This window comes from Sandaracinus amylolyticus, from assembly GCF_021631985.1.
GTDB classification, from domain to species: Bacteria; Myxococcota_A; Polyangia; order Polyangiales; family Sandaracinaceae; genus Sandaracinus; species Sandaracinus amylolyticus_A.
On the sequence record NZ_CP070225.1, the window covers coordinates 10,410,558 to 10,435,333 of the forward strand.

The following is a 24,776-nucleotide window of genomic DNA, read 5'->3' on the forward strand; positions in this document are numbered from 1 at the left end:
TCAGAACCTCCCCGCGACCGCGATCGACGCGGGACCGACTCGCAGCGAAATACGCTCCACGCCCCCGCTCTCGACGGGGATGAGCGCCCATGCCAGGCCAGCCCCGACGATCGCGGCGCCGACCGGAAGGAGCACGATGCCGCTGGTCAAGAGCGCCGGTCCACGGTCGTACGCGGCCTCGGCGTCCGCCCAGGTCGCTCCCGGCGCGGGATCCTCGACCGCCGAACGGTCCGCGAGACCCGCGCCGAGCAGGATCGCGCCGGCGACGACCACCGCGGCACCGCCCCCGACGACGATCCAAGGGCCGATGCCCGGGCCGGAGCTCGGCTCGTCGCCGCTCGGGCCGGGGCTCGGCTCGACGACGGCCGCAGTCGAGCCTTCCTCCTGGGTCGTGTCTTCCGCCGTCTCGCCCTGGGCGGTCACGATGCGGCGCAGCGCTTCGATCCGCGTCTCGGCGCGCGCCCGGTTCGGCGCGTCGGGGACGAGCCGCAGATAATCCTCGTAGGAACGCAGCGCCAACGCGTCCTGGCGCACGCGCTCCGCCGCGGAGCCGATGTTGTAGAGGAGCTGCGGGCGCCCGCTGAGCTCGTAGCTGCGCTGGAAATAGCCGAGCGCCTCGTCGTAGCGGCCCGCCTCGTACGAGGCGGCTCCCGCGTCGAAGAGCGCGCGCGCCTCGGAGTCGCGCGATGGATCTGGGCTCTGTGCCAGCGCGGGGCTCACGATCCCCAGTGTCAGCGCGAGAACCAGCAGTCCCTTCATTCCGCGGATGCTGACCGAGGGTCAGAGGAAAAGCCAATGGCCATCCCTCGAGGCGGATTCAGCGCTCGGAGCGGCGGCGCGGCTGGAAGCGCATCTCGAGACGACGCGCGTCGTCCATGCACGTGCGCAGCGCCTCTCTCGCGCGCGGGAGCGCCTCGTTCGACTCCGCGAGCGCAGCCTCGATCGACGCGCGCGCCTCGGTCGAGAGCTCGCTCTCCTCGATGCGACCGTGGTCGGTCTCGCGCTCGAAGATCGCGCGGGCCTCGGCACCACGCTCCTCCGCGAGGATGAGCATGCGGTGCGCGCCGACGCACCGGTCGCGCACGCGCTCGACGTCGTCCGAGGCGAAGGGGAGCGCATCGAGCGCATCCACGCGCTCGCGCCGCTCGGCGATCGGATCGTCGAGATCGAGCGCCTGGTAGCGATCGAGGAAGAGGAGCGCGTCGTTGCGCGTGCGGTCGTCCTGCCGCGTGAAGAAGAACATGACCGCGAGCGCGCCGACCGCGACGAGGATCGTGAGCAGGGCGAGGCTTCGCGCGCGCATCGAGGGCCCGAGGCATGACCCAACGAACGACGGCGAGCAAACGCGGGATCAGATGCTGATCCCGCCGCCTCCGCCGCCCGCGGCGCTGGTCTCGCGGATCGCGCGCTCGAGCGCGTCACGATCGAAGCCCTGGATGATGCGCCCCCGGAAGTCGATCACCGGGATCCCGCGCGGCGACACGCCCGCGCGCGCCGCGCGCTGCACCATGTCCTCGCGCGCGCCGGGCTCGCGCTCGATGTCGCGCTCGACGAACGGGATCCCACGCCCGCGCAGGAACGCCTCGGTCTCCCGGCACGCGCCGCACCACGACGCGCCGAACACGATCACGTCCGCCGACGCGACCGCGCCGGTGCTCGCGGGCCCGCCGCCCTCGAGGGTCTCGCCGAACGTCTCGACCCGACGATCGAAGGCCTCGCGCGTCGTGCGCCGCACCACGTAGCGCCCGTCGTCGCCGGGCGTGCGCAGGTCCGCGACGTACACGTGATCGGGATCACGCTGCTCGGGCGGCACCTCGAGCGAGTCGACGCGCACCTCGCCGCGACGCGCCTCGGGGACCTCGTGTCGCGAGCTCGCGGTGTGCGCGCCCTGCTCGTCGAACCACGTGAGCACGAGGCCCTCCGCATCGCCGCGCACCGCGAACGGCGGCGTCACGATCTCGCCCTGCTCCTCGGCCGACGACGCCGCGCCCTGCGGCGCGCTCGGCTCGCCACCACACGAGACGACGAGGAGCACGCTCGCGACGCACGCGAGAACGACGATCCACCCGCGCATCGCCCCGATTCTGGGCGAGAGCGCGCCCGCGCGCACGCGAGCTCGTCGTTGTGCCGCGTCCGCTGTCCTGGCAATCTCGCGCTCTCGGGGGAATCGCCCTTCGTGGGCGGAACGGGAGGGAGCGACGATGGGCCTCTTCGACATGTTCGGGGTCGGTGGCGGACGTGTGGCCATCCAGCCGCAGTCGCAACACGTGACCGCGGGCGGTGCGCTCGCTGGTGTGATCGGGTTCCAGGGCGGCTCGCGCGCGCAGCAGGTCACGAAGGTGACCGTGAAGCTCGTGATGGAGCAGGCCCAGACGCAGATGACGCAGCAGGGTCCACGGCCGACGACGAGCACGCGCGAGGTCGTGCCCGCGCAGACGGTCACCGGGCCGTTCACGACCACGCCGGGGCAGGTGCAGCAGTTCGCGTTCAACCTGCAGATCCCGGGAGGACTGCCCAACACCACGCCGGGTCAGATGAAGTATCGGCTCGTCGCGTCGGCCGACATCGACGGCGAGATCGATCCCGGCGCGAACGTCGAGATCCAGGTCGTCGGCGGCACGCCGGTGATGGCGTCGATGCCGGGCCAGACGATGCCGCCGGTGCCGCAGATCGGGATGCAGGTGATGGCGCAGTGGCAGGACGGCAATTGGCATCCTGCGCAGATCGTCGCGATGCAGAACGGGATGATCGGAGTCGACTGGGTCAATGCCGCGCTCGGCCAGTCGAGCTGGGTCCATCCCCAGCAGATCCAGGCGCAGACGGGCATGCCGCAGATGCACGCGAAGCCGCACTCGAACAACCAACAACACGATCCCCATCCGATGAAGAAGGGCGTCGACGTGCACCCGTCGAAGGTCGGAGTCGACAAGCACGCTCCGGTCGCGATCGGCACGCACGTCTTCGCTCAATGGCAGGACGGGCACTGGCACCCTGCGCGTGTGGTCGCGATGCAGAACGGCGTCTACGGTATCGACTGGGACGATCCCAAGCTCGGCCAGTCGAGTTGGGTGCAGCCCCACCAGGTGCGCGCGAAGTGAAATCAGCTGGGCTCGCGCGGGTCGTGTCGCCTCGGCGATGCGAGCCGCGCGATGCCCGCGAGGACCATCGCGAACCCTGCGGCGCGCACGATCGCGACGAACAGGCTCGTCGCGGTCGTCAGCGCGACCGTCGACCCGAGCGATGCACCCGCGGTCGACGCGATCATCGGCCCGATCGCGAACAGCATCGGCGCGCACAGCGTGCTCAGCGCGAGGATGCAGCCGGCGGTCGCGAGCAGGCCGCTCACGTCGGGCCGGTGACGCCGCACCGGCCCGAGCGCGACGATCAGCAGCCCGACGTCGAGCGCGAGCGACAGCAGCGTCGCGGCGAACGATCCCAGCATCGCGATCCAGCTCGCCGCTCCGAAGTCTTCCACCGGCCCTCCGCGCGCGATCTGCCACCATGCGCGTGCGCATGGAGCATCGAGTCTTCGTGTACGGCACGCTCCGCCGCGATCATCCCAACCACGGCGTCATCGCGCGCGCCCGCTTCGACGGCCCGGCGCGCGGGGGTGACGAGGTGATCGAGGGCGAGCTCTACACCGTCGACGACGCGCTGCTCGCGGAGCTCGACCGCTTCGAGGACGTGCCGCGCCTCTATCGGCGCGAGCGCGTCGTGCTCGAGGACGGCTCCGAGGCCGAGGTCTACGTCGCAGCGAGGGTCGGATGACGACGGCGAACGATGCGATCGCGTTCTTCACCGCGCGGTTCGAGGCCGAGGGCGACCCCGAGCGCGCCGCGAGCGAGAAGGCGTACATGAAGAGCGAGCTCGCGTTCCACGGCGTGCCGATGGCCGCGATCCGCAGCGCGGCGCGCGACTTCGAGAAGGCGCATCGTGACCTCGATCGCGCCGCGCTCCGCGCGATCGGCGACGCGCTCTTCGCGTCGGGCTGGTTCGATCTCCGCCACGCCGCGATCGCGCTGCTCGAGCGGAAGCGGCGCGTCCTCGCGCCGGACGACCTCGCGTGGCTGGTCTCCCTCGCGCGCGACGCCGCCGCATGGGCCCACGTCGACTGGCTCGCGACGAAGGTGATCGGCGCGGTGCTCGAGGCGCATCCCGCGTCGTCGTCGATCGTCGAGACCTGGGCGCGCGACGAGGACGTCTGGGTGCGTCGCACCGCGCTCCTCGCGCACCTCGACGTGCTGCGCGCGGGGGAGGGCGACTTCGATCGCTGGCGCGCGATCGCCGAGCCGATGCTCGACGATCGATCGTTCTGGATCCGCAAGGCGATCGGCTGGGTGCTGCGCGACATCTCGCGCAAGCGTCCCGCGCTCACCGAGACGTTCCTCCGCGCGAACGGGTCCCGCTGCAGCGGGCTCACGTACCGCGAGGCGAGCAAGCACCTGCCGTCCGAGGTGCGCGCCGAGCTCGACGCGCTGCGCGCCTGATCGACAGCGCGCGCCGGGTCTTTCAATCTGCGCGCGCTTTGTCGCCGATCCACACGCTCCGCGAGCGCATCCCCGATCGCAACCTCTGGGTCGTCTACCTGACCACGTGGGTGCTCGCGACCGCCTACGGTCTCGCGCTCGCGACCACGCCGCTGGTGCTGATCGAGCGGCACTTCACCGACGGCGAGATCGGCGCGACCGCGTCGTGGTTCGGCGCGGGCATCGTCAGCTTCGCGATCCCCTCGGGCTGGATCATCCGGCGCTTCAGCGCGCGCCGCACGCTCGTCGTGTGCATCCTCGGCTATGCGTCGATGATCGCGCTCTTCCCGTTCCTGCCCGAGCTCTGGCAGATCGGGATCAACCGCTACCTCGACGGCGCGTTCTCGGTCGGCGTGTGGGTGAGCTGCGAGACGCTGCTGCTCCTGCGCGCGCCCAAGGAGCACAAGGCGTTCGCGACCAGTCTCTACGCGATCGCGACCGGCCTCGGGTACTTCGTCGGCGGCGGGATCTGCTGGGCGCTCGTGCACGTGATGTCGCTCGGCACGGTGTTCGTGATCGCCGCGATCGTCGCTGCGCTCTCGAGCCTGATCGCGCTGTTCCGCCTCGAGCCCGACCCGCCCGCGCTGCACACGACCGAAGCGCACCACGGCGCTGCGAACGCGCGCGACTGGGCCTCGCTCGCGTGGCGCATCAAGACCTCGAGCTTCGCGACGTTCTGCACCGGGTTCTTCCAGGCGTCGGTCGTGATCTTCCTGCCCGCGTACCTCCACTACGTGAAGCACGTGCCCGAGGAGGACACGACGCTCGTCACCGCGGTGTCGGCGGGCGGCATGCTCGTCATCTCGAACGTCGCGGGCCGCTTCGGCGATCGCATCGGTCACCTCTTCGTGCTGCGCGCGCTCGCGATCGTCGGCGTGCTCGTATTGCTCTCGTTCGTGCCGCTGACGAGCTTCCCGGTGATGCTCGCCGCGGTGCTGGTCGGCGGCGGATCTCTCGCGTCGATCCCGCCGCTCTCGCTCGCGCTCCAGGGTGCGATCGCGAAACCGAGCGAGTACGCGCGCTCCAACTCGATCTTCAACGTGTTCTTCGCGACGGGCCTCTTGAGTGGCCCCTATCTGACCGGGCGCGTGTCGGAGTCGCTGGGGCGCGAGGCGATCCTCTATCTCTTCGCGTCCCTGTGGACCGCGCTGATCGTGCTCAGTCTGATCTTCCGCAAGGACGATCCCGCGACGCGCCGCTGATCACTCGGGGCTCGCGCTCATCTCGAACGAGAGCGTTCCTCCGGCCGCGATGTCCGCGTGCTCGATGCGCGTGCCCTCGACCGTCGTGCCGTTCCACGACATCGATCGCGCGTACACCGCGTGCGCGCTCGCCTCGGGCGCTTCGATCACCAGATCGCCGCCCTCGAGGTGCACCACCGCGCGCGTCCACAGCGGCGTGCCGAGCACGAAGTCGTCGTCGCCCGCCATCGGATAGAGCCCGAGGCTCGCGAAGAGGTACCAGGCGCTCATCGTCCCGCCGTCGTCGTTGCCCGGCAGGCCCTCGGGCGTGTCGCCGTAGAACGTGCGCCGCGCCCATGCCGCCCAGCGCGCGCTGCGCGCGTGATCGCCGAGCGCCGCGAACAGATAGGGCGCGTGCAGATCGGGCTCGTTGCCGTGCCAGTACCACGCAGGCGGTCCGATCGTCCGCCGCTCCGCCTCGCTCTGCTCGAAGAAGAACGCGAGGCGCTCGATCATCCGGTCGCGCCCGCCCATCGTCTCGGCGAGCCCGTCGACGTCGTGGGGAGCGAGCCAGAGGTACTGCCATGCATTGCCTTCTGCATAGAAGTCCTCCCAACGACGCTCGTTGACCTCGTCGGGCCAACTGCCGTCCTCGTGACGACCGATGAAGAGCTCGCGCTCCGGGTCCCACAGGTTCTGGTAATTGCGGCCGCGCGCTTCGTACGTCGCCGCGCGCTCGTCGTCGCCCGCGGCGCGCGCCAGCGTCGCGACCGCGTCGTCGGCGTACGCGTACTCCATCGTCTTCGACGCGCTCGCGCCCGCACGCTCGATCGGTACGAATCCGAGCCGCAGATAGGGCTCCATCACGCCGCGCCCGCCGCTCGGCGGATCTCCGTCCGCGCTCACCCGCGCGAGCTCGTACGCGCGCGCTACGTCCCAGTCGCGCACTCCGCGCTGCCAGGTGTCGGCGAGGACGATCACCGCAGGATCGCCGAGCATTCCGCCGGTCTCGCCGGTGCCCAGCGGCCAGCGCGGATAGCTCCCGTGCTGCTCCGCCATCGCGATCATCGACTTCGCGAAGTCACGCGCGCGATCGCGCCACAAGAGCGTCGCCCACGGATGGAACGTGCGATACGTGTCCCAGAGCGAGAGATCCGTGTAGTACGTGAATCCGTCCGCGACGTGCTCTTCTCCGTCGAGGCCCCGATATCGACCATCGGACTCCGTCGCCAGCGTCGGCATCAGGAGCGCGTGATAGAGCGCGGTATAGAAGATCCGGAAATCGCGGTCGTCGCGTCCTTCGAGCTCCACCCGCGCGAGCTGGGACTCCCACTCCGACTCCGCTGCTGCGCGCATCCGATCGAAGTCCAGATCGGCCGCCTCCGCCTCGAGGTTCGCGCGCGCTCGCGCCACGTCGAGGAACGAGATGCCCACCGCGACGTTCACCACGCGCTCGCTCGACGCGTCGAAGCGCGCCCAGCCTCCGACGTCCGCGCCGCTGCGCGTCGTCTCACCCTCGTGCAGCGCGCCCGCCTGCCACACGCCGTGCGCGGCGAAGTCGCGATCGAAGCGCGCGACGTAGTACACGCGCACCCCGCCGAAGCGATCCGAGTAGCCGCCCGAGAAGTGCACGAATCCCTCGAATTCGCGGGTCTCGGGCAGCACGGTGATCGCACCGTCGTCGACGCGCACCTCGGGCAGCGCGTGCGCGACGTCGAGCAGCACCGTCGCGTCGGAGCCCGCCTCGAACGTGTAGCGATGCAGCGCCGCGCGCAGACCGCTCGTGAGCTCCACGTGGATGTCGCCCTCGTCGAGCGTCACCGCGTAATAGCCCGGTGAGGCGACCTCGCTCTCCTTGTCGTAGCTCGAGCGATGTCCGAGCACGGTCGTCCGCTCCGCGCTCATCCCGACGGTCGGCATCAGCGCGACCGCGCCGTAGTCGGTGATCCCGACTCCGTTCATCCGCGTGTGCGAGAACGCCCGGATGTAGCGGTCGCCGTACGCATATCCACTGCAGTGCGTGAACACGAGCGCACCGGTCTCGTTCATCGTGTCGGGCCCTGGATGGATCATGCCGAACGGCATCGCGGGCCCCGGATACGTGCTGCCGATGTCGTTGAATCCGACTCCGCCGGTCCCGATGAACGGATCGACCCATTGCAGCAGCGGCGTGGCCGCGGGACGCGAGGGTGGCGGTGGGCCCGCGTCGACGGGCCCGGAGTCCGCGGGCCCGGCATCGGGGCTCGAAGCATCGGAGTCGCCGCAAGCGGAAAGGCTCCCACAGAGGCCCAGCAAGAGCGCCCACGTCAGTGCTTCGCGCGTCACGTGAACAGCGTATCCCGATCGTGCGTCGGACCGCATCGAGGCCCGTGCTACGCTGGAGTCGAGCGTCGATGAGAGGCACGACCCACGTCGCAGTCCCGATCGTGATCGCCGTGCTCGCTGCGGTGGCGCTGCCGAGCGTGGCAGTCGCGCAGACTCCACAGCCGTACACTCCACCCGGATACGAGAGCGCGCCTCCGCCCGATCCCTCGTCCCCGCCTCCATCGTACGGATACGAGCAGCCCTCGCAGCCGACCGATCCCGGCGCCGCCTACGGCAACGTCGCGCCCGCTGCGCCCTACGGCACGCCCGTCGCGCCGCCGGCGGCCCGTGCCCGCCGCGTCCCGGTCGAGCGCAGCGAGACCATCCGCGGCCTCTGGCTCCCGGGGCTCATCGTGCTGCCGATCGCGTGGGTCACGACGTGGACCGTCTCCACGACGGTGTTCTTCGACGACGCCGCGACGTTCTCGTGGATCCCGGTGATCGGCCCGTGGCTGATGCTCACCCAGGATCTCAACGGCTACGAAGCGGGCATCGTGGTGTCGGGCGTGGTGCAGGGGCTCGCCGCGCTCGCGATCGTCCTCGGGCTGACGATCCGCCGCACGTACACCGACTACGAGTACGTCATGGAGCCGGCGCCCGGCGCCAGATTGACCATCGACGCGATCACGCTGCCGGGCGGCGGCATGATCGGCGCGCGCCTCGAGATCTGATCACTCGCGTCGATACGCGGCGACCGCGTCGACGCACACCTCGCCGCGGGTCGCGCGGTTCTTGATCTTCACGTAGCGGAAGCGCGGGATCGCGAACTGATCGACGTCGAGAGGCGAGCTCGCGACGAGCCCCTGGGCGACGGTGCGGAACTGGCGGCGCTCGACGCCGACGTCGACACGATAGGGCCCCGATCCCTCGCGCACCACGACCTGCAGATCCGGGCGCTCGGTGCCGTCGGTGAGCATGCGCCCGCCCGGCGTGAGCTCGAGCGTGATGGTGCCGCCGGGCGCGATCACCGCGCAGCGTCCGTCGGGCGCACCGAGCGCATGCGTCGCGTCCCGCGCGCGCTCTTCGAAGTGGAGGATCGAGAGCCACTCGTGCGGCTCGTCCGCCGCGGCGTCGGTCCCGGCGTCGGCGATCACCGCCGCGTCGGCGAGCTCGGAGGTGGCGCTCGGGCCACCCGCGACGACCCACACCGTCGCCGCGCCCGCCGCGATCAGCGCGATGCCGCCGATCGCCGCGCCGAGGATCGTGCCGAGGCCGGGGTGCGCGCCGGGGATCGGCTCGACGTGCGGCGCGCTGTCGCGCGGCGTGTGCAGCGCGGCGAGCGTCGGTGCGTTTCCGAGATCACTCGGCGTCGACGCGATGCGCGGGATCGGCGTGGGCTGGCTCGACTCGAGCCCGCAGAACTCGTCGACGAAGCGCCGCACCGACGCAGTGCGGTTCTGCGGGTCCTTCTCGAGCCCGCGCAGGATCGCGGCGCGGCGCTCGGGCGAGAGCGGCTGCGTCGCGGGGAACTCGTCGAACGAGCGCGGCGTCGACATCATGTGCGCGGTGGCCCACTCGATCGGCGTGCGCGCCGCGAAGGGCCGCGTGCCCGCGAGCATCTCGTACGTCATCAGCGCGAGCGCGTAGACGTCGGAGCGCTCGTCGACGCGCATGCCCGAGATCTGCTCCGGGCTCATGTAGGCGGGCGTGCCGATGATCGTGCCCTGCGCCGTGATCTCCGGGCCCTCGGTGCGATCCTTCTTCGCGATGCCGAAGTCGAGCACCTTCGCGATCTCGCCCTCGGCCTCGTTGTGCGCGAGCAGCACGTTGTCGGGCTTCAGATCGCGATGGACGATGCCGCGACGGTGCGCCTCGGTGAGCGCGCCGCCGATCTGCCGCACCAGGCGATCGACGATCTCGAGCGGCAGCGGGCCCGCCTCGATCGCGGTCGCGAGCGAGCGACCGTCGACGTACTCCATCGCGATGTAGAGCCGCCGATCGACCGCGCCGTTCGCGAGCGGGAGCGCGATCTCGCCGAAGTCGTAGAAGCGGATCGTGTGCGGGTGCGTGAGCTGCACGACGGTCTCGCACTCGCGATAGAAGCGCGCGACCGCGAGCGAGTCGCTCATCGGCGTGGTGAGCACCTTGATCGCGACCGCGCGCGTGGTGGTGCCCATGCGCTGCTCGGCGAGGTAGACCCGGCCCATGCCGCCCTCGCCGATCGGGCGGACGATGCGGTAACGATCGGCGACGACCCGTCCGATCAGCGGATCTTCGCCGCCCGCGCGGGCCTCGAGGATCGCGCCGCACGCCGAGCAGAAGCGCGCGTGATCGGCGTTCTCGTGGCCGCAGCGAGGACAGGAGGTCATCGAGGCGCGCGCAGCATAGCGCGCACGCACGGAAGGGGCGGAGATCCCGTCAGTGGCCGTGCCCTCCGCCACCCGGGCGGAACAGCTCGTCGATCACGCCCGAGGTGACCTCGTCGAACGTGAGCACGGACTGCGCGTGGTGATCGCGCTGGAAACGCTCGGCGCGCTCGCGGCCCTCGATCGGCACGAGGTCGCGGCCCATCGGGCTCTCGACGTCGGAGCCGAGCACGTAGACGAGCGACGACGCGGGGCGACGCTCGCTCGAGTAGTACTCGATGACCCACGGCTCGCGCGCGCCACGACCACGCTCGCCGCGCAGGATGCGGAACATGCACTTCGGCGCGTCGAAGAGCAGCGCTCCGCCCGACGCGGTGGTGAGCCCCGCGCGCCACGTCGAGTCCGCGGGCACACGCATGCCGCAGTGCGCGCAGCGTGCGCCGGCCTGCGCGCTGGCTCCGGTCTCGCCCGAGGAGCACGCGGCGAGCACCGCGAGCACCATCGATGCGGTGAATACGAGGCGGGTGAGGACATTCGCGCGGTGCATGACGAGATCTCAGCTCCCGAAGAGAGATGCGCCCCCCGAGATCAACGTCCAGCGCGCGATCGGGAGCAGCGCGATCAAGAGCGCGAGGGACCACGCGATGGCGGTCCGCGTCGCGAGGCGCGCCTCGATGGCGCGTGCGGTGTCGGGCTCGCCGCTCGCGCGCTCGAGCAAGCCCGTCATCGCCGCGGAGAGACCCATCGCGGTGGCGACGAAGATCGCGGCGAAGAGCGGCCATCCGATGCCGAGCACGTCCGCGTGGAGCAGGCAGAACGGGCAGAGATGCGTCGGCGTCTCGTAGACGTGGGGCGCGATCCACCACACGACGGCGGGCACCGATGCGAGGCCCGCGACGAGCGACGCGACCCCGACCAGCGATGCGGCGCGCATCGAAGGCCGCGCGCGTGCGACGAGCGCGAGGGCGATCGACGCGATCGCGCCGCCGACGAAGAGCGCGGCGGCGATGTCGCGCGGGCCACCGCTCGAGCTGGTCCCCGCGACCTCGCGCGCGGCGTCGAGCCCGGTCGAGCAGCACGACGCGACGACGCGCAGATCGAGATCGAGCGCGTACGCGGTCGAGGCCGCGAAGTCGGCGAGCACCAGCGGGGCGACCACGAGCAGCGCCGTGAATTTCGCGCGCGTGAGCGCGGGCTGTCGAAGTCGGAGGTCGAGGCGATGCAGCGCGATCCAGAGCGCGCACGCGAGCGCGGCGATCGCGGAGAGCGCGAGCGAGCGGAAGCCCCAGGGCGACGCGTCGAGCACGCCCCACGCGCACATCGCGCCGCGGATCGACGCGGTCATGCGATCGGCGCCGAGCACCCCGAGCGCGAGCCCGGCGATCGTCGCACCGAGCGCGACCTCGATCAGCGTTCCCGCGAGCTCCGCGCGCCGCTCGAGCGCGAGCTGTCCCTCGGACGTGCGCGCGATGCGGTAGTGGCGCAGCACGCGGATCGCGACGAAGAGCCCGACCACGACGAGCACGGCCGCCGCCGCGCCCGTCGAGAAGCGCGCGAGGAGCCAGGGGCGGAACAAGTTCGACATCGACCGGCCAACGATGGGGCCGGAGCCCGCGTTCGTCACGCGGCGAGACGATCGGTCCCGATGCGCAGCGGGAGCGCCATCGAGTTGTAGTAGCGCTCGACCGCGCAGACCCAGACGATGTCGACGCGCTCGCGCTCGCTGAAGCACGCACCGAGGCGGGTCCAGATCGCGTCGGGGATGCGCGTCGACTCGTGGAGCGCGGAGGCATAGGCGAGCGCGGCCTTCTCGCGCTCGGTGAACGCAGGCGAGGTCTCGAAGTCGAGCAGATCGTCGAAGCGCTCGCGCCCCATCCGCGCGCGCAGCGCCTCGGCGCGGTTGATGTCGCTGCAGAACGTGCAGTGCGCGCGGCTCGAGATCGCGAGCTGCAGCAGGAGGCGCAGCTCGCGATCGATCACGAGGAAACGATCGAGGCCGAGCACGATCAGCACCGAGATCAGCGCGACCCAGGGCGTGCGCGCGTAGATCACGCGGAACGCGGTGGGCACCACGCCATAACGCGCACGCAGCAGGCGGAAGAGGAGCCGCACGAAGAGGCTCCGCGGTCGCTCGACGGGCGCGAGGGGAAGGGAGCCGTGCTCGGAGGTGAAGGTCGTCATGGGGTGCTCCTGATCTCGTTCTCGAGAGCACCACGCACGAGCGTGGAGAAAGGTTACTGGCCGCTGCTCCGGGCACTCCTGTCGTCGTGCGGACTACTCGGCCCGCTCGACGGTCAGTCGATAGGCGCCGGCGTCCTCGGCGCGCGCGCCGTCGACGACGATCCACCAGGTGCCCGCGGCGAGGTCGTAGATCTCCTCGCGCGAGCCGCCGCCGGTCCCCACGCCGCACGTCATCGGGATGGCCGCGCCGTCGGCGTACGCCGCGAGCAATGGGTGCCATCCGTCGGCCTCGATGCGCACGCGATGGCGGCCCGGCTCGCTCACCTCGAGGCGCCACGCGTCGTCGCGCGCCGGCGCGTGGCAGCCCGCGCTGAGGTCGTCGGTGGCGCGCGAGGTGTCGCCCGCGACGGTCACGCCGAGCGCGAGCGCGCCGTCGTGCTCGAGCGTCGGGATCTCGCTCGCATGGAGGCGGTACGCGCCCGCCTGTCCGCCGAAGCCGTCGACGACCACACGCACGCGCTGTCCGGCGGCGAGCGTCGCGTGCGCGATCGATGACCGATAGTGCCCGTGGCGATCGTCGTTGCAGTCGAGCGGCGCTCCGTCGTCGGCGACGACCGCGATCGCTCCGTCGTGATCGCTCGCGAGCTCGAACGCGTACGAGCCCGCGCGCGGCGCGACGAACGACCACGACTCGTCGGGCGATCCGCCTGCGGACACGCACTCGATCGCGAAGCCGTCCGGCGCGCCGCGCGTGTCGCCGCTCACCTCGCGATCGAGCCCGAGGGCGCCGCGGTCGCGGGTCTCGCCGTGGGGCGCGGCGTCGGCGATGCGGTGCTCGACGACCCATCCGCTCTCGCCCGCGCCGTCGGCGATCGCGAGGTCGAGCGCGTCGCCGCGACGGCGCACGAGGAGCGGGCCGTGCACCACCGAGATGCCTCGCCGCGACTCGTCGGGCGCATCGCGCAGCGCGAGCGAGGTCTCGTCGCAGCCCTCGAAGTGCGCGCGCAGCTTGGGATCCTCGGGCAGCATGCAGAGGCGCGGCGGACCATCGAGGCCGGCGACGAGATCGGCCCCGACGCGCGCCACGTATCCTTCGGGCACGGCCTCGAGCGTCTGCTGATCGATCACCGGCAGCGACGCGTAGGGCATCGCGTCGCCGTCGAGCGAAGGTGCAGACGCGCGCGCCTCGACGGTGCCGCGCGGTGCGATCGACACGACCTCGCCGACCGCGATGCGATCCGCGCCGACGCGCGCGAACACGTGGGTCTCGAGCGGCGTGCCGCCGTGCACCGAGCGACCGGTCACGTCGTGCTCGGTGCCGAAACGACCGCGCGCCGCGTCCCAGCGCACCGGATGCCGCAGCCAGTCGTTCGTGGAGACCGCGTCCGCGGCGACGACGTGCACGCGGCCCTCGGTCAGGTGCGCGACCCACACCTCGCGTCCGTCGTCGAGCGCGCGGAGCGCGAGCGTGCCGGGCGCGGGAAGCGCGATGGTCCCGAGCGGGCTCGCGATCGCATCGCGCTCGGTCGACGGCGCGCCGGCCGTGATCGCGCGCGCCGCGTCGGGCGAGGGCGGCGGGATGCGGAACGCGTACGCGCCGGGCTCGCCGTCGTCGTTCGAGAACCAGGTGATCGACTCCCCGAGCACGTCGCGCGGCACCGCGACCACGCGCGCGTCCTGCACCGCGAGCGCGATGCACATCTCGACGAGCGGCTCGGTGCGCAGCAGCACGCGTCCCTCGGCGTCGCGCTCGACCGCGACGATCTCGTCCATGCACGCGCCGTTCATGAACGACTCGCCGATCACGACGTGGGTGCGGAGATCGACCTCGGGCACCGGTCCCGCGGCACCGACGCGCTCCCAGAGCGCCTCGAGCTCGCTGTGCGTGGTCGCGATCCACGCGCCGTGCTCGGAGGCATCGGAGCCGCCGTTCCAGAGGACGCGCAGGCCTTCTGGATCGTCGGTGGTCGCGCGTGCGACCGCCGTGAAGTGAGTGGGGAGTGGAACCGTCTGTCTCGCGCCGGCGATCGGACCACCACAGCCAGCGAGCGCGAGACCGACGAAGAACGAGGCGAGCGAGCGACGCATGGGAGTGTCGCGCCGTTCAGCAACGCCTGCGCCACGCGGGAAAACGCGTGGAAAACGCAGGATCGCGCGTGAATCGACGTTCACGCGCTGGGGGTCCGCGTTCACGCGTGCGAGGATGACCGAGATGCGAATGGCTTCGTTCTGCTCGATCGCCCTGGTGCTCACGGCCTGCGGCTCGAGCGCCGGGTCGGGGGTGTTCCGCGCGGGAGCCCTCTCGCCCACGTGTGGTCCCGCCGGGGGCTCGGCGGTCCGCCTCGTGCTCGCGGACGGCGAGGTCACGTGCGAGACGCCGGAGCCCGCGACGCACATCACGATCTGGGCATCGGGACCACGCTCGACGAGGTCGAGATGGAGCGCGCATACGGCGCGGAGCGCTGCGTCGGAGGCGCGTGCACCAGCATCGTCGGCGGCACGCTGCAGACGCTGCGCACCGAGGAGGATCGCGCCGAGGTGCGGTGGTCGCTCGATCTCGCCGACGGAGCGCACGACGAAGGCACCGCGTGGGTCCGCGTCTGCGCCGCGCTCGCGCACCCGTGCCGCTGAGACCGCGGACTTTGCGGCGATGGGCGGGGCGCGTAGTCTGATCGTCATGCGATTGACTTCGATCCTCCCACTCGCTTCCATCTCGTTGATCGCGCTCGCCGGATGCGGCTCGAGCGCGGAGCCCAGCGTGTTCGACGACGGACTGCTCCGGACGGCATGTGGTCCGGCCGACGGTCCCGCGGTCGACCTCGTGCTCACGCAGGACGCGCTCGGCTGCGACACGCCGTTCGCCGATCGCCCCGCGACGCGACTCTCCGTGTACGCGTTCGGCAGCATCGACGAGCTCGAGAGCGTGGAGATGGATCGCGCCTACGCCGCCGAGCGCTGCACCGAGGGCACGTGCGGCGCGGTCGTCGGCGGCACGCTCGAGACGCTGCGCGTCGAAGGCGATCGCGCCGAGGTGCGGTGGTCGATCGAGCTCGCCGATGGCTCGCTCGACGAGGGCTCGGCGTGGGTGCGGGTGTGTCGCGACGCGGTCAGCCGGTGCTTGTGAGGTACGTCGTTCCGGTGCTCGCGTTGATCGCGGGCACCGCGTGCGCCGAGCCCTCGACGTTCGAGCACGGCATCCTTCGTCACGCGTCGTCGCCGCGCGGCTGCGACTCGGGGGAGTCGGCGACCGAGCTGCTCGTCACCTCCGACGAGATCGCGTGCCCCACGGCGCCGTCGCCGCCGACGCGGCTGCACCTGTACTCCGACCGCGCGCTCGACGTCCGCGCTCCGTCGTTCGACATGAGCCGCATGTACGCGGCCGAGCGATGCATCGACGGCGTCTGCGTCGACGTGGTGGGCGGCACGATCGAGACGAGCGATCTCGAGGGCGACCGCGTCGAGCTGCGGTGGTCGCTGGAGCTCGACGACGGAACGCGCGAGGAAGGCAGCGCGTCGATCCGCGTGTGCAACGGATCGACGGGCTGTTTCTGATCACTCGGCTCCGCCACGGCGCGGACCCGCCGCGACCTCCTGCGGACTGATCAGCTCGCGCCGCCGACCTTCGTGATCACCTCGCGGACCTCGGCGTCCGTCAGCAGGTGATTGCTCTCCTTCGCGCGGGCGAGGATCGCCTTCACCAGGCCCTCGCTCGGCGTGAAGCCGCGCTTCTTGAGCCAGAAGTTCACGTTGCTCGCGCCGCTCATCGGGCCGATGCCGATCTCCTGCTCGCGGCCGAACATCCACGCGGGCACGCCCGAGTACACGCGGTCCGCGAGATCCTGATCGCCCTTCTCGAGCGCCTTGATGATCGCCGCCGCGTGCACGCCGGTGCCGGTGCGGAACGCGTCCTCGCCGACCACCGGGTAGTTGATCGGGATCGGGAAGTGGAGCGCCTTGCTGACCTTGTCGCAGAGCTCGCCGAGCTTCGTGACGTCGCGATCCCCGAGCTCGCCGATCAGCTTCAGGTTCACCAGGATCTGATCGAGCGACGCGTTGCCCACCCGCTCGCCGACGCCGAGGATCGCGCCGTGCACGCGATCGGCGCCGTACTCGAGCGCGTAGATCGAGTTCGTCACGCCGAGGCCGCGATCGTTGTGGCCGTGCCAGTCGATCCCGACCTGCGGCGCGCCCCACGCGCTGAGCAGGCTGCGCGTGAACTGCACGAGGTTGCGCACGCCGTCGGGCGTGACGTGACCGACCGTGTCGCAGAGCGTGAGGCGCGTCGCGCCCGACTCGATCGCCGCGTGGAACAGCGTGTGGAGCACCTCGGGCTTCGAGCGCGTGGTGTCCTCGGTGACGTAGTTGACCGGCAGGCCTTCCTTCACCGCGAACGAGATCGCCTCGACGCTGCGCTTGCGGATGAGCTCGACCGACCAGTCCTCGGCGAGCGCGCGGATCGGCGAAGAGCCGATGAACGTCATCACCTCGATCGGGATGCCCGCCTTCTGCGCGACCTTCGCCATCGGCTCGATGTCCGCGAGGTGCGTGCGACCTGCGCACGTCGGACGGATCGCCAGCTTGCAGTCGGCGATCTCGCGGCACAGGCGCAGCACGTCTTCGAACGCGCGCGGGCCCGCGCCGGGCAGACCGACGTCGACCGTGTCGACGCCGACCTGATCGAGCAGGTGGAGGATCTCGAGCTTCTCGTCGATGCTCGGATCGACGACGGACGGATTCTGCAATCCGTCGCGCAGCGTCTCGTCGTGGAGCTCGAAGCGCTTCTTCAGCACGACGGGCTGACGTCGCTCGGCGAAGTTCCAGTCGTAGATGAGCTGCGTGTCCACGGCTCCACCTCCCTCGATCAGTCTGCCACGAGAAGTCAGGAGATCTCCTCCGCGCCGCGCGTAGGAAACCGGAGAATTTCCCGCTAAGGAGAGCAGGAGGGGCAGGAGGGAGGAGAGAGACTCACGACGCTCGCTCTCCTGCTTTCCTGCTCTCCTTAGAGGATCTCTCCTCAGCGGGTCGGATGTCTGATCAGGCGCGCTCGAGCACCACGGCGATGCCCTGGCCGCCGCCGATGCACGCCGAGCCCACGCCGTACTTCTTGCTCTGACGGCGCAGCGTGTAGATCAGGTTCGCGGTGATGCGCGCGCCGCTCGCGCCGAGCGGATGGCCGAGCGCGATCGCGCCGCCGTTCACGTTCGACTTCTCCTCGGGCAGCCCGAGCTCCTTCTGCACCGCGAGGAACTGCGGCGCGAACGCCTCGTTCACGTCGAAGAGATCGATCTGGTCGAGCGTGAGGCCCGCGCGGTCGAGCGCGTTCCGGATCGCCGGCGCCGGGCCGATGCCCATGATCGTCGGGTCCACGCCCGCGACGCCCCACTGCACGAGCTTCGCGAGCGGCGTGAGTCCGCGCGACTTCGCCCACTCCGCGTCGACCACGAGCAGCGCCGCGGCGCCGTCGCAGATGCCGCTCGCGTTGCCCGCCGTCACCACGCCGTCCTTCTTGAAGACCGGCGGCAGCTTCGCGAGCACGTCCATCGTCGTCTGCGGGCGCGCGTGCTCGTCGCGATCGACCTTCACCGTGCCCTTGCGCGACGGGAGCTCGACCGGCGCGATCTCGTCGGCGAACGCGCCCGACTCCTGCGCCGCGGCCCACTTCTGCTGCGAGCGAAGGCCGAACGCGTCCGCCTGCTCGCGCGTGATGCCGTACTTCACCGCGAGGTTCTCCGCGGTCACCGCCATCGGCGTGTTGGTGTACGAGTCGGTCAGCGCGGCCCACAGCGTGTCGACCACGGCCGGGGGCTTGCCGAACTTCGCGCCGCCGTCGCGCAGGCCCCACATCGCGTGCGGCGCCTGGCTCATGTTCTCGCTGCCCGCCGCGAGCACGCACTTCGCGTCGCCGAGGAGGATCTGCTCCGCCGCGCTCACGACCGCCTGGAAGCCCGAGCCGCAGAGACGGTTCACGGTGAGCGCGGGCACCTCGATCGGCACGCCGCTCTTCAGGCCCACGTGGCGCGCGCCGTAGATCGCGTCGGGGCTCGTCTGCTGCACGTTGCCGAGGATCACCTGGTCGACGTCGGTCGCCTGGATGCCGGCCTGCGCGATCGCCGCCTTGCTCGCGTGCACGGCCAGGTCGATCGCCGACACGTCCTTCAGCGCGCCGCTGAGCGTGCCGAACGGAGTGCGCTTCGCGGCCACGATCCAGATTTCACGGCTGAGCTTCTTCATCGATCTCTCCTCAAACGATTTCCGCGAACGCGTTGGTGAACACCGGCTCTTCCGGGTGCTCCTTCGTGCCCGCGACGACGAGCACGCGGCCGTCCTCGCGCCATCCGCGCGTGATGATCGTGTCGCCCGGCCAGACCGGCTTGCTGAAGCGCCCGCTGAACGCGCGCAGGCGCGACGGGTCGTTGCCGCACTCGTTGGCGAGGATCGCGCGGCCGATGAAGCCGTAGGTGCAGAGGCCGTGGAGGATCGGCTTGCCCTCGGTGACCTTCGCGGCCTTCTCCGCGGCCTTCGGATCGGCGTGCAGCGGGTTGTGATCCCCGCTGAGGCGATAGAGCAGCGCCTGCTCGGGCGAGGTCGTCTCCTCGACGACCCAGTCGGGCTCGCGCTCCGGCGCGCGGATGCGGACGCTCTTCGGCGGCGGCTCACCGCCGTACCCGCCGTCGAGCAGGTACATGATCGTCCACTCGGTCTCGCACACGAGCGCGCCGGTCTCGTCGGTCGTCTTCGTCGCGAAGATCACCTGCGCCATGCGCTTGAGGTCGCCGACGTTCGCGACGCGACCGACCGTGGTGAGCGTTCCTGCTGCCGGGAAGGGCTTGTGTAGACGAATCGTCTGTCCGCCGTGCACCACACCCGAGAAATCACCACCGACGACGTCGAAGAGCGCCTTGCACGCCTCGAACGTCGGGATCACCGCGTACGTCGGGAAGACGCGCATCGCGGGCTCGCTGTGCTCGTAGAGGAACGCGAGGTCGCTCTGCTTCGCACCGATCCCGAGCGCGTAGAGCGCGACGTCCTGCCAGCGATAGGTGAGATGGAGCGGCTCGCTCTCGGCCCCGATCGCAGCGGGATTCAAAGGCTTGGGCATCGCGCTGGCTTAGCGTCGTGCGCGCGAAGCGGTCAACACGGAGGGTGAGCGTTTGACCTCGCACGTGAGCCCGCGCACGCTCCCCGGCGTGAGCCTCCGGACGATCCTCGCCCGCTCGCTCCGCTCCATCGCGGTGCTCGCCGCGTTGGTGATGCTCGTCGCGACGATCTCGGGATGTCCGCGCCGCCGCAATCCGTGGCTCTTCGACGCGGGCCCGGAGGGCGACGGTGGCGGAGACGACAGTGATCGCGACGGGCTGTGCGACGAGAACGAGCTCTCGCGCGGGCTGCGCATCGACGATCCCGACACCGACGCCGACGGCTACTCCGACCTCACGGAGGTCTCGCTCGGGCACAACCCGCTCTCGCGCATGTCGCCCAGCGCGGAGCGCGTGATCTTCCTGCGCGAGACCGCGACCGGCACGGCGCGCGCGACGGTGTCGATCGCGGTCGACGGCGCGGGCGAGACGTTCAGCGGATCGTTCACGCCCGCCGCGCAGGTGGTGCCCGACGAGGTCGACGCCGACGTCTACTTCGCGGGCGCGGGACCGGTCGGCGCGGAGCCGATGGGCAACGTGTTCTCGATGGACGAGTCGACGCAGTCGTTCATCGGCGTGCGCGGGCGGACGCTCCTGACCTACGACGTGCGCTTCCAGTTCTCGGGCGAGGCGCGCGACTGCATGCGGGCCTATCCGTTCCAGTACACCGTGAAGCGCGAGGACGGGCTCCTGATCGCGAACGAGCGCTACACGCTCGTCGTGGTGCCCGGGAGCGGACGGCTCGAAGACGAAGTCTGGTGCCCGTTCGCGCCCTGTCTGTGAGCGTCGATCGACCTCAGCGTTCGTACGTCGACGAACGCGAGGTGAGCCATGTGCTACCTGTACTTGCTCGCGGTCCCCGCGCTGGCCCTCGTGATGGGGATCGGCTGGGTCCTCGAGGGGCGTGATCGCTGGGGCGTGTGGCGCGCTCCGGTCGCGGCGGGGCAGGGCGCGTATCGTGCCGCGAGCGTGACGCGCGAGACCGCGCGTCGTGTGCCGCCGTCGGTGGTGATCGCGGGGCTGCTCGCGCCGGTGTGGGGCGCGATCACGATGCTCGTGCTGATGCCGGCGGGCGCGGTGCTCGCGCTCATGCTGCTCGGCTCGGGAGAGCTCCCGTTCGTCTTCGCCGGGATGATCGTCGCGGCGGCCGCGGTGTCGGGCATCGCGCTCGCGTGCATGCTCTTCCGGGTCGGCAGCGCGCTCGCTCAGCGGGCGCCGGACGCGCCGATCACCGCGCGCGAGACCGCGATCTACGGCGCGTGCCACCACGCGCTGATCTGGGTGCTCTTCCCGCTTCCGCTGCTCGCGGGTGGGCCGCCCGATCTCGCGTGGCGCGACGCGACGCTGGCGCTCGCGGTGCCGTGCGGCGTCGGTCTCGTCGTCGCGCTCGTGGTGCTCGTCGCGGGGCGTCGCGTCGCGGCGCTCGACGCCGAAGATCACGCGAGGATCTCGACCTCGTCGCCGATCGAGATCTCGATCGACTCGTGATCGTCGAGCTCGGGGATCAGGTTCACGCCGAAGAGCACCTTGCCGTCCGCGGTGCGACGGAACTTCGCGAGCGTACGCAGCGGCTCCTTGCCGGCGATCGCGGTCGCGGGATCGATCGTCGTGATCACGCAGCGATCGCAGGGCTTCGGTGCGCGGAACACGATGCGACCGATGCGCAGGCGCGACCAGCCGTCCTCGGCCCACGCGGGCGCGCCCTCGATCACGACGTTGGGTCGGAAGCGCCGCATCTCGAGCGACGTGCCCGCGCGCGCCTCGAGGTCCGCGAGCGACTCGCGCGTCGCGAGCAGCAGCGGATAGCCGTCGGCGAACGAGACGACGTCACCGGGGTGCGCGTACTTCTCGTTGACGGCGCGGCGCACGTCGTCGGGCATGTACACGACGCGCACGGTGCGGCCGAGGTGCGCCGACATCCACGCGCTCGCGTCGGCGTGCGCGATCGCCTCGACGGTGCTGCGCCACACCGTGACCGTCGCACGCGCGCCCACGTCGAGGCGTGTGGGGATCTCGATCGGGCTCGCGTCCGGTGCGCCGAGCCGCAGCCGATCGTCCTCCAGCGCCACGTCGACGAGCGCGAGCCGCGCCTCCTCGCGCTGGGTGACGAAGCGACCCTCGGGGTCGACGATCATCCACCGGCGATCGTGCGCGATGCCGCGCCGCTCGACGTGCGCGCGCGAGACCTCGATGCCGCGGCACGACTTGATGGGGAAGCGGGTGATGCCGGAGAGCTTCACGTCTGGCCCGAGCCACCACCCGCCGGATGATTGAACGGCGACGGGTAGAGGCCGAAGCGCAGTGTGGACTTCACCGGCATCCCGAGCACTTGCTCGTGATAGAGGTAGAAGTCGTCGAGCCGCAGGCTGAGCGTCTGCGCGAGCTTCCACAGGAACTTCCCGGCGAGCACCGGGTCCTGCTGGAGCAGGCCGTAGAACTGGTGGCGATCGAGCGCGAGCAGGCGCGTCTCCGCGGTGGTGCGCACGGTCGCGGAGCGGGGGCGCTGGCTGAGCAGCGCCATCTCGCCGAAGTGGCTGCCGGGACCGAGCTCCGCGAGGCGCACGTTGTTGCGCACGACCTCGACCGCGCCGTCGAGCAGCAGGAAGAGCGTCTCGCTCGCCTCGCCCTCGCCGATCACGATCTCGCCCTTGCCGAGCTCGACCCAGCGACACGCGTTCGAGACGCGCACCAGCTCGGGCATCGTGAGCTCCACGAAGAGATCGACGTGCTGCAGCGTCTCGAACGTCTGGTTGACGATCGTGGTGCGCTGGGTGTCCGCCTCGCTGCTCGCGCCGTGCGAGCTCGCGCGGAGGACCACCGCCGTGATGTTGTCGCTGCCGCCGCGCTGGTTCGCGAGATCGATCAGCCGGCGCGACACCGCGTCGAGATCGGCGGTCGAGAGCAGCGCGGGGAGCTCCTGGCCCTCGCCGAGATAGCCGTGGAGGCCGTCGCTGCAGAGCAGCAGCGTGTCGTCGACGATCAGGTCGAACACGAGCGTGTCGACGATCACGCGCTCGAGCGGGCCGACCGCGCGGGTGACGATGTTGTGGTGCTCGCTCTGCTTCGCCTGCTCGGGCGTGAGCATCCCGCAGCGCAGCGCTTCCTGGATGAAGGTGTGATCCTCGCTGAGCTGATAGAGGCGCGCCTGGCGCACGAGGTAGAGCCTCGAGTCGCCGACGTGCGCCATCACGCCCTTGCCGCCGCGGACGAGCAGGGCGACGCAGGTCGTGCCCATGCCCTTCTTGCCGCGGTCGTTCTTGCCCATCTCGTAGATGGTGCGCGACGCGGTCTCGACGGCCTCGCGCATGATCACGGCCGCGCTCTCGATCGGCTGCTCGCCGCGATCGATCGCGCGCAGCACGTCCATTCGATCGCGGACGTAGGCCTGCACCGTGGACGCCGCGGTGCGCGAGGCGATCTCGCCCGCAGCGTGGCCTCCCATCCCGTCGCAGACGATGTAGAGGCCGAGCGACGGATCGACGAGACCGAAGTCTTCGTTGAGGGTGCGCTCGCGGCCGACGTCCGTGGCGGAGGCGACGTGGATCTGCATGTTCGGAGGACCGAGTCTGCCCGAACGGCGGGTGTCTCGGGAAGCGCACCGCCGTGTCGGATGGCTCGCGCGAACATCTTGCGGTGTTTCGGTGTGAGTGGAACGATGCCGTGTCGTGAGCGGAAGTCGCCGCCCCCCGCCCGCCAACGACCCCGCCGATCCGTTGCGACGCGCGGTCCGTGAAGCGATTTCCGCGTACGCCACCGACGAGGTGGCGGAGAGCGCGCTCCAGGTCGCGCTCGAGCGCGCGTCGCTCACCGGCGTGCCGCGATCGCCGCGCGCGCTGCAGCGCTTCGTCGAGCTGTGGCTGCGCTCCGAGATCGTCGCGCGGCTCGGTGAAGAAGCGGCGGACGGCGTGGGCGAGCGGCTCGCGCGCGTCATCGCGGCGATCGACTGGCGCGACGGTGGCGCGCCGACCGCGAACGGCGCGACGTGGTCGCCCGACGAGGGAGGCGCCAAGCGCCCGCGGGTCGTCGTGATCTCGAGCGACGCGCGCCTCGCCGCGGGGATCCGGCTCGAGCTCGCGGGGCGCGCGACCGTGGTGGGGCACGTCGAGCTCGGCGAGGCGATCCGCGCCGGGGCGCTCGAGGCCGCACCGTGCGCGCTGGTGCTCGACGGGCGCAGCGCGGACGCGATCGCGAAGGACACGCCGCGCGCAGAAGGCGCCTCGATCGTGGCGGCGCTCGCGTGGGGCACGAAGGACGATCTCGTGCAGCGCGCGCGCGACGTGCTCGGCCGCGACGTGCCGGTGGTGCGCTGCGGCGAAGAGGTCACGGTCGAGGAGCTCGCGCTCCTGCTCGGCGCCCGGCTGGGTCTGCGCGGCTGACGCAGCGGGCCGGCACGCCGCATGGCATGCTGAGCGTCAGCGATGTTCGACACCGGCTACGTGACGGTCGCGCGCTGGAAGGGAACGCCCATCCGCGTGCACTGGAGCACGCCGATCGGGATGCTGCTCTTCGGGCGCTTCGCGTTCGTGCCCGGGTTCTGGCTCGGATATCTGCTGATCGTCGGGCTGCACGAGATGGGTCACGCGTTCCTGATGCGACGCGTCGGCCTCCACGCGAGCTCGATCGAGATCCACGCGCTCGGCGGTCAGGCGCGCTACGGCGGCGGGCGCGCGGTCTCGCCGTGGCAGCGCTCGGTGGTCGCGTGGGGTGGCGTGCTCGCCCAGGCGCTGCTGCTGATCGTCGCGCTCGTGGTGTCGGCGCTCGTGCCGATCACCAGCGTGTTCGTCGCGCAGCTGCTCTCGGCGCTGACCTGGACGAACGTCTGGATCATCGCGCTCAACCTGATGCCGCTGCCGCCGCTCGACGGCGCCGATGCCTGGAAGCTGCCGCGCCTGTGGCGCGAGCGTCGCGGTCGCCGTGCGGCGCGCGTGGCGCGCGAGCGGATCGAGGTGCGGGTCCCGCCGCGCGCCCGGGTGGAGCGCGAGCTCGAGCTGGGCGAGGTCGACGAGGAGAAGGTGCGCGAGACGGTGCGCCGTGCCCTCGCCGATGCAGCGCGCGATTCGCGCAAGCGCGACGTGCAATAGA

The 24,776-nt window shown here is 71.1% G+C and carries 27 protein-coding genes; 12 read left to right on the top strand and 15 right to left on the bottom strand.

Annotation, left to right across the window (positions count from 1 at the left end; genetic code table 11):
* From I5071_RS44225 to I5071_RS44235, 3 genes are read right to left on the bottom strand one after another with little or no spacing between them, the layout of a single operon-like run.
* A complete protein-coding gene (locus tag I5071_RS44225; protein ID WP_236519451.1) occupies positions 1-759 on the bottom strand; it encodes a tetratricopeptide repeat protein in 759 nt (252 codons plus the stop codon).
* Between the two features lie 58 nt (positions 760-817).
* Positions 818-1,303, bottom strand: a complete 486-nt coding sequence (locus I5071_RS44230) for a hypothetical protein (RefSeq protein ID WP_236519452.1) — start codon at positions 1,301-1,303, stop codon at positions 818-820.
* A gap of 48 nt (positions 1,304-1,351) precedes the next feature.
* Positions 1,352-2,074: a glutaredoxin family protein gene (locus tag I5071_RS44235; protein ID WP_236519453.1), complete on the bottom strand. Its 723-nt coding sequence runs from the start codon at positions 2,072-2,074 to the stop codon at positions 1,352-1,354.
* Positions 2,075-2,201: 127 nt separating this feature from the next.
* Between I5071_RS44235 and I5071_RS44240 the strand changes: the two genes are divergently transcribed.
* Complete coding sequence (locus I5071_RS44240) at positions 2,202-3,098, top strand: sporulation protein (protein WP_236519454.1); 897 nt, start codon at positions 2,202-2,204, stop codon at positions 3,096-3,098.
* Positions 3,099-3,100: 2 nt separating this feature from the next.
* Here the strand turns inward: I5071_RS44240 and I5071_RS44245 are convergent, their stop codons facing one another.
* Positions 3,101-3,475: a hypothetical protein gene (locus tag I5071_RS44245; protein WP_236519455.1), complete on the bottom strand. Its 375-nt coding sequence runs from the start codon at positions 3,473-3,475 to the stop codon at positions 3,101-3,103.
* A 38-nt stretch (positions 3,476-3,513) separates the two neighbouring features.
* On the opposite strand from I5071_RS44245, the gene I5071_RS44250 reads away from it, so the two are divergent.
* Genes I5071_RS44250 through I5071_RS44260 form a run of 3 tightly spaced genes read left to right on the top strand, consistent with a single transcriptional unit; the run spans position 3,514 to position 5,728 of the window.
* On the top strand, positions 3,514-3,768 hold the full coding sequence (locus I5071_RS44250; protein WP_236519456.1) for a gamma-glutamylcyclotransferase family protein: 255 nt from the start codon (positions 3,514-3,516) through the stop codon (positions 3,766-3,768).
* Positions 3,765-4,487, top strand: coding sequence for a DNA alkylation repair protein (locus tag I5071_RS44255; RefSeq protein WP_236519457.1), 723 nt, complete (start codon positions 3,765-3,767; stop codon positions 4,485-4,487). The genes I5071_RS44250 and I5071_RS44255 overlap by 4 nt, the downstream gene beginning before the upstream one ends.
* A 38-nt stretch (positions 4,488-4,525) precedes the next feature.
* Complete coding sequence (locus I5071_RS44260; protein WP_236519458.1) at positions 4,526-5,728, top strand: MFS transporter; 1,203 nt, start codon at positions 4,526-4,528, stop codon at positions 5,726-5,728.
* On the opposite strand, the gene I5071_RS44265 is transcribed toward I5071_RS44260, so the two are convergent.
* Positions 5,729-8,032: a GH92 family glycosyl hydrolase gene (locus I5071_RS44265; RefSeq protein WP_236519459.1), complete on the bottom strand. Its 2,304-nt coding sequence runs from the start codon at positions 8,030-8,032 to the stop codon at positions 5,729-5,731. It abuts the gene before it with no gap.
* A gap of 68 nt (positions 8,033-8,100) precedes the next feature.
* On the opposite strand from I5071_RS44265, the gene I5071_RS44270 reads away from it, so the two are divergent.
* Positions 8,101-8,742, top strand: coding sequence for a hypothetical protein (locus I5071_RS44270; RefSeq protein ID WP_236519460.1), 642 nt, complete (start codon positions 8,101-8,103; stop codon positions 8,740-8,742).
* Here I5071_RS44270 and I5071_RS44275 read toward each other — a convergent pair whose 3' ends face one another.
* From I5071_RS44275 to I5071_RS44295, 5 genes are all read right to left on the bottom strand, one after another.
* The gene (locus I5071_RS44275; RefSeq protein WP_236519461.1) at positions 8,743-10,380 is read right to left on the bottom strand and encodes a serine/threonine-protein kinase; all 1,638 of its coding nucleotides are present in this window, start codon (positions 10,378-10,380) and stop codon (positions 8,743-8,745) included.
* Between the two features lie 49 nt (positions 10,381-10,429).
* The gene (locus tag I5071_RS44280) at positions 10,430-10,924 is read right to left on the bottom strand and encodes a nitrous oxide reductase accessory protein NosL (RefSeq protein ID WP_236519462.1); all 495 of its coding nucleotides are present in this window, start codon (positions 10,922-10,924) and stop codon (positions 10,430-10,432) included.
* Between the two features lie 9 nt (positions 10,925-10,933).
* Positions 10,934-11,962 (bottom strand): hypothetical protein, encoded by a 1,029-nt coding sequence (locus I5071_RS44285; RefSeq protein WP_236519463.1) that lies wholly within the window; start codon positions 11,960-11,962, stop codon positions 10,934-10,936.
* A 35-nt stretch (positions 11,963-11,997) separates the two neighbouring features.
* Positions 11,998-12,558, bottom strand: a complete 561-nt coding sequence (locus I5071_RS44290; RefSeq protein ID WP_236519464.1) for a carboxymuconolactone decarboxylase family protein — start codon at positions 12,556-12,558, stop codon at positions 11,998-12,000.
* A gap of 93 nt (positions 12,559-12,651) precedes the next feature.
* Complete coding sequence (locus I5071_RS44295) at positions 12,652-14,646, bottom strand: hypothetical protein (RefSeq protein ID WP_236519465.1); 1,995 nt, start codon at positions 14,644-14,646, stop codon at positions 12,652-12,654.
* Between the two features lie 279 nt (positions 14,647-14,925).
* Here I5071_RS44295 and I5071_RS44300 point away from each other — a divergent pair, with 279 nt between their 5' ends.
* The 3 genes from I5071_RS44300 to I5071_RS44310 are packed head-to-tail and all read left to right on the top strand — an operon-like array spanning position 14,926 to position 16,110.
* Positions 14,926-15,189 (top strand): hypothetical protein, encoded by a 264-nt coding sequence (locus tag I5071_RS44300; RefSeq protein WP_236519466.1) that lies wholly within the window; start codon positions 14,926-14,928, stop codon positions 15,187-15,189.
* A 46-nt stretch (positions 15,190-15,235) separates the two neighbouring features.
* A complete protein-coding gene (locus I5071_RS44305; RefSeq protein WP_236519467.1) occupies positions 15,236-15,682 on the top strand; it encodes a hypothetical protein in 447 nt (148 codons plus the stop codon).
* 14 nt (positions 15,683-15,696) lie between these two features.
* Positions 15,697-16,110: a hypothetical protein gene (locus I5071_RS44310; protein ID WP_236519468.1), complete on the top strand. Its 414-nt coding sequence runs from the start codon at positions 15,697-15,699 to the stop codon at positions 16,108-16,110.
* 50 nt (positions 16,111-16,160) lie between these two features.
* Here I5071_RS44310 and I5071_RS44315 read toward each other — a convergent pair whose 3' ends face one another.
* The 3 genes from I5071_RS44315 to I5071_RS44325 form a co-directional block, all read right to left on the bottom strand.
* Positions 16,161-17,402 carry a LeuA family protein gene (locus I5071_RS44315; protein WP_236519469.1) on the bottom strand — a complete coding sequence of 414 codons (1,242 nt, stop codon included), beginning with the start codon at positions 17,400-17,402 and terminating at the stop codon, positions 16,161-16,163.
* A 190-nt stretch (positions 17,403-17,592) separates the two neighbouring features.
* Positions 17,593-18,789, bottom strand: a complete 1,197-nt coding sequence (locus I5071_RS44320; RefSeq protein WP_236519470.1) for a thiolase family protein — start codon at positions 18,787-18,789, stop codon at positions 17,593-17,595.
* A gap of 10 nt (positions 18,790-18,799) precedes the next feature.
* Positions 18,800-19,657, bottom strand: a complete 858-nt coding sequence (locus tag I5071_RS44325) for a MaoC/PaaZ C-terminal domain-containing protein (protein WP_236519471.1) — start codon at positions 19,655-19,657, stop codon at positions 18,800-18,802.
* Positions 19,658-19,709: 52 nt separating this feature from the next.
* Between I5071_RS44325 and I5071_RS44330 the strand changes: the two genes are divergently transcribed.
* Entirely contained in the window at positions 19,710-20,477 is a 768-nt protein-coding gene (locus I5071_RS44330; RefSeq protein WP_236519472.1) for a thrombospondin type 3 repeat-containing protein, read from the top strand.
* A 48-nt stretch (positions 20,478-20,525) separates the two neighbouring features.
* A complete protein-coding gene (locus I5071_RS44335) occupies positions 20,526-21,182 on the top strand; it encodes a hypothetical protein (protein ID WP_236519473.1) in 657 nt (218 codons plus the stop codon).
* On the opposite strand, the gene I5071_RS44340 is transcribed toward I5071_RS44335, so the two are convergent.
* Both I5071_RS44340 and I5071_RS44345 read right to left on the bottom strand, forming a co-directional pair.
* A complete protein-coding gene (locus I5071_RS44340; protein ID WP_236519474.1) occupies positions 21,131-21,934 on the bottom strand; it encodes an MOSC domain-containing protein in 804 nt (267 codons plus the stop codon). The genes I5071_RS44335 and I5071_RS44340 overlap by 52 nt on opposite strands.
* On the bottom strand, positions 21,931-23,244 hold the full coding sequence (locus tag I5071_RS44345) for a cyclic nucleotide-binding domain-containing protein (RefSeq protein WP_236519475.1): 1,314 nt from the start codon (positions 23,242-23,244) through the stop codon (positions 21,931-21,933). The genes I5071_RS44340 and I5071_RS44345 overlap by 4 nt, the downstream gene beginning before the upstream one ends.
* A gap of 211 nt (positions 23,245-23,455) precedes the next feature.
* Between I5071_RS44345 and I5071_RS44350 the strand changes: the two genes are divergently transcribed.
* Positions 23,456-24,070: a hypothetical protein gene (locus I5071_RS44350; protein WP_236519476.1), complete on the top strand. Its 615-nt coding sequence runs from the start codon at positions 23,456-23,458 to the stop codon at positions 24,068-24,070.
* 42 nt (positions 24,071-24,112) lie between these two features.
* Complete coding sequence (locus I5071_RS44355) at positions 24,113-24,775, top strand: metalloprotease (RefSeq protein WP_236519477.1); 663 nt, start codon at positions 24,113-24,115, stop codon at positions 24,773-24,775.
* Position 24,776 lies beyond the last annotated feature (1 nt).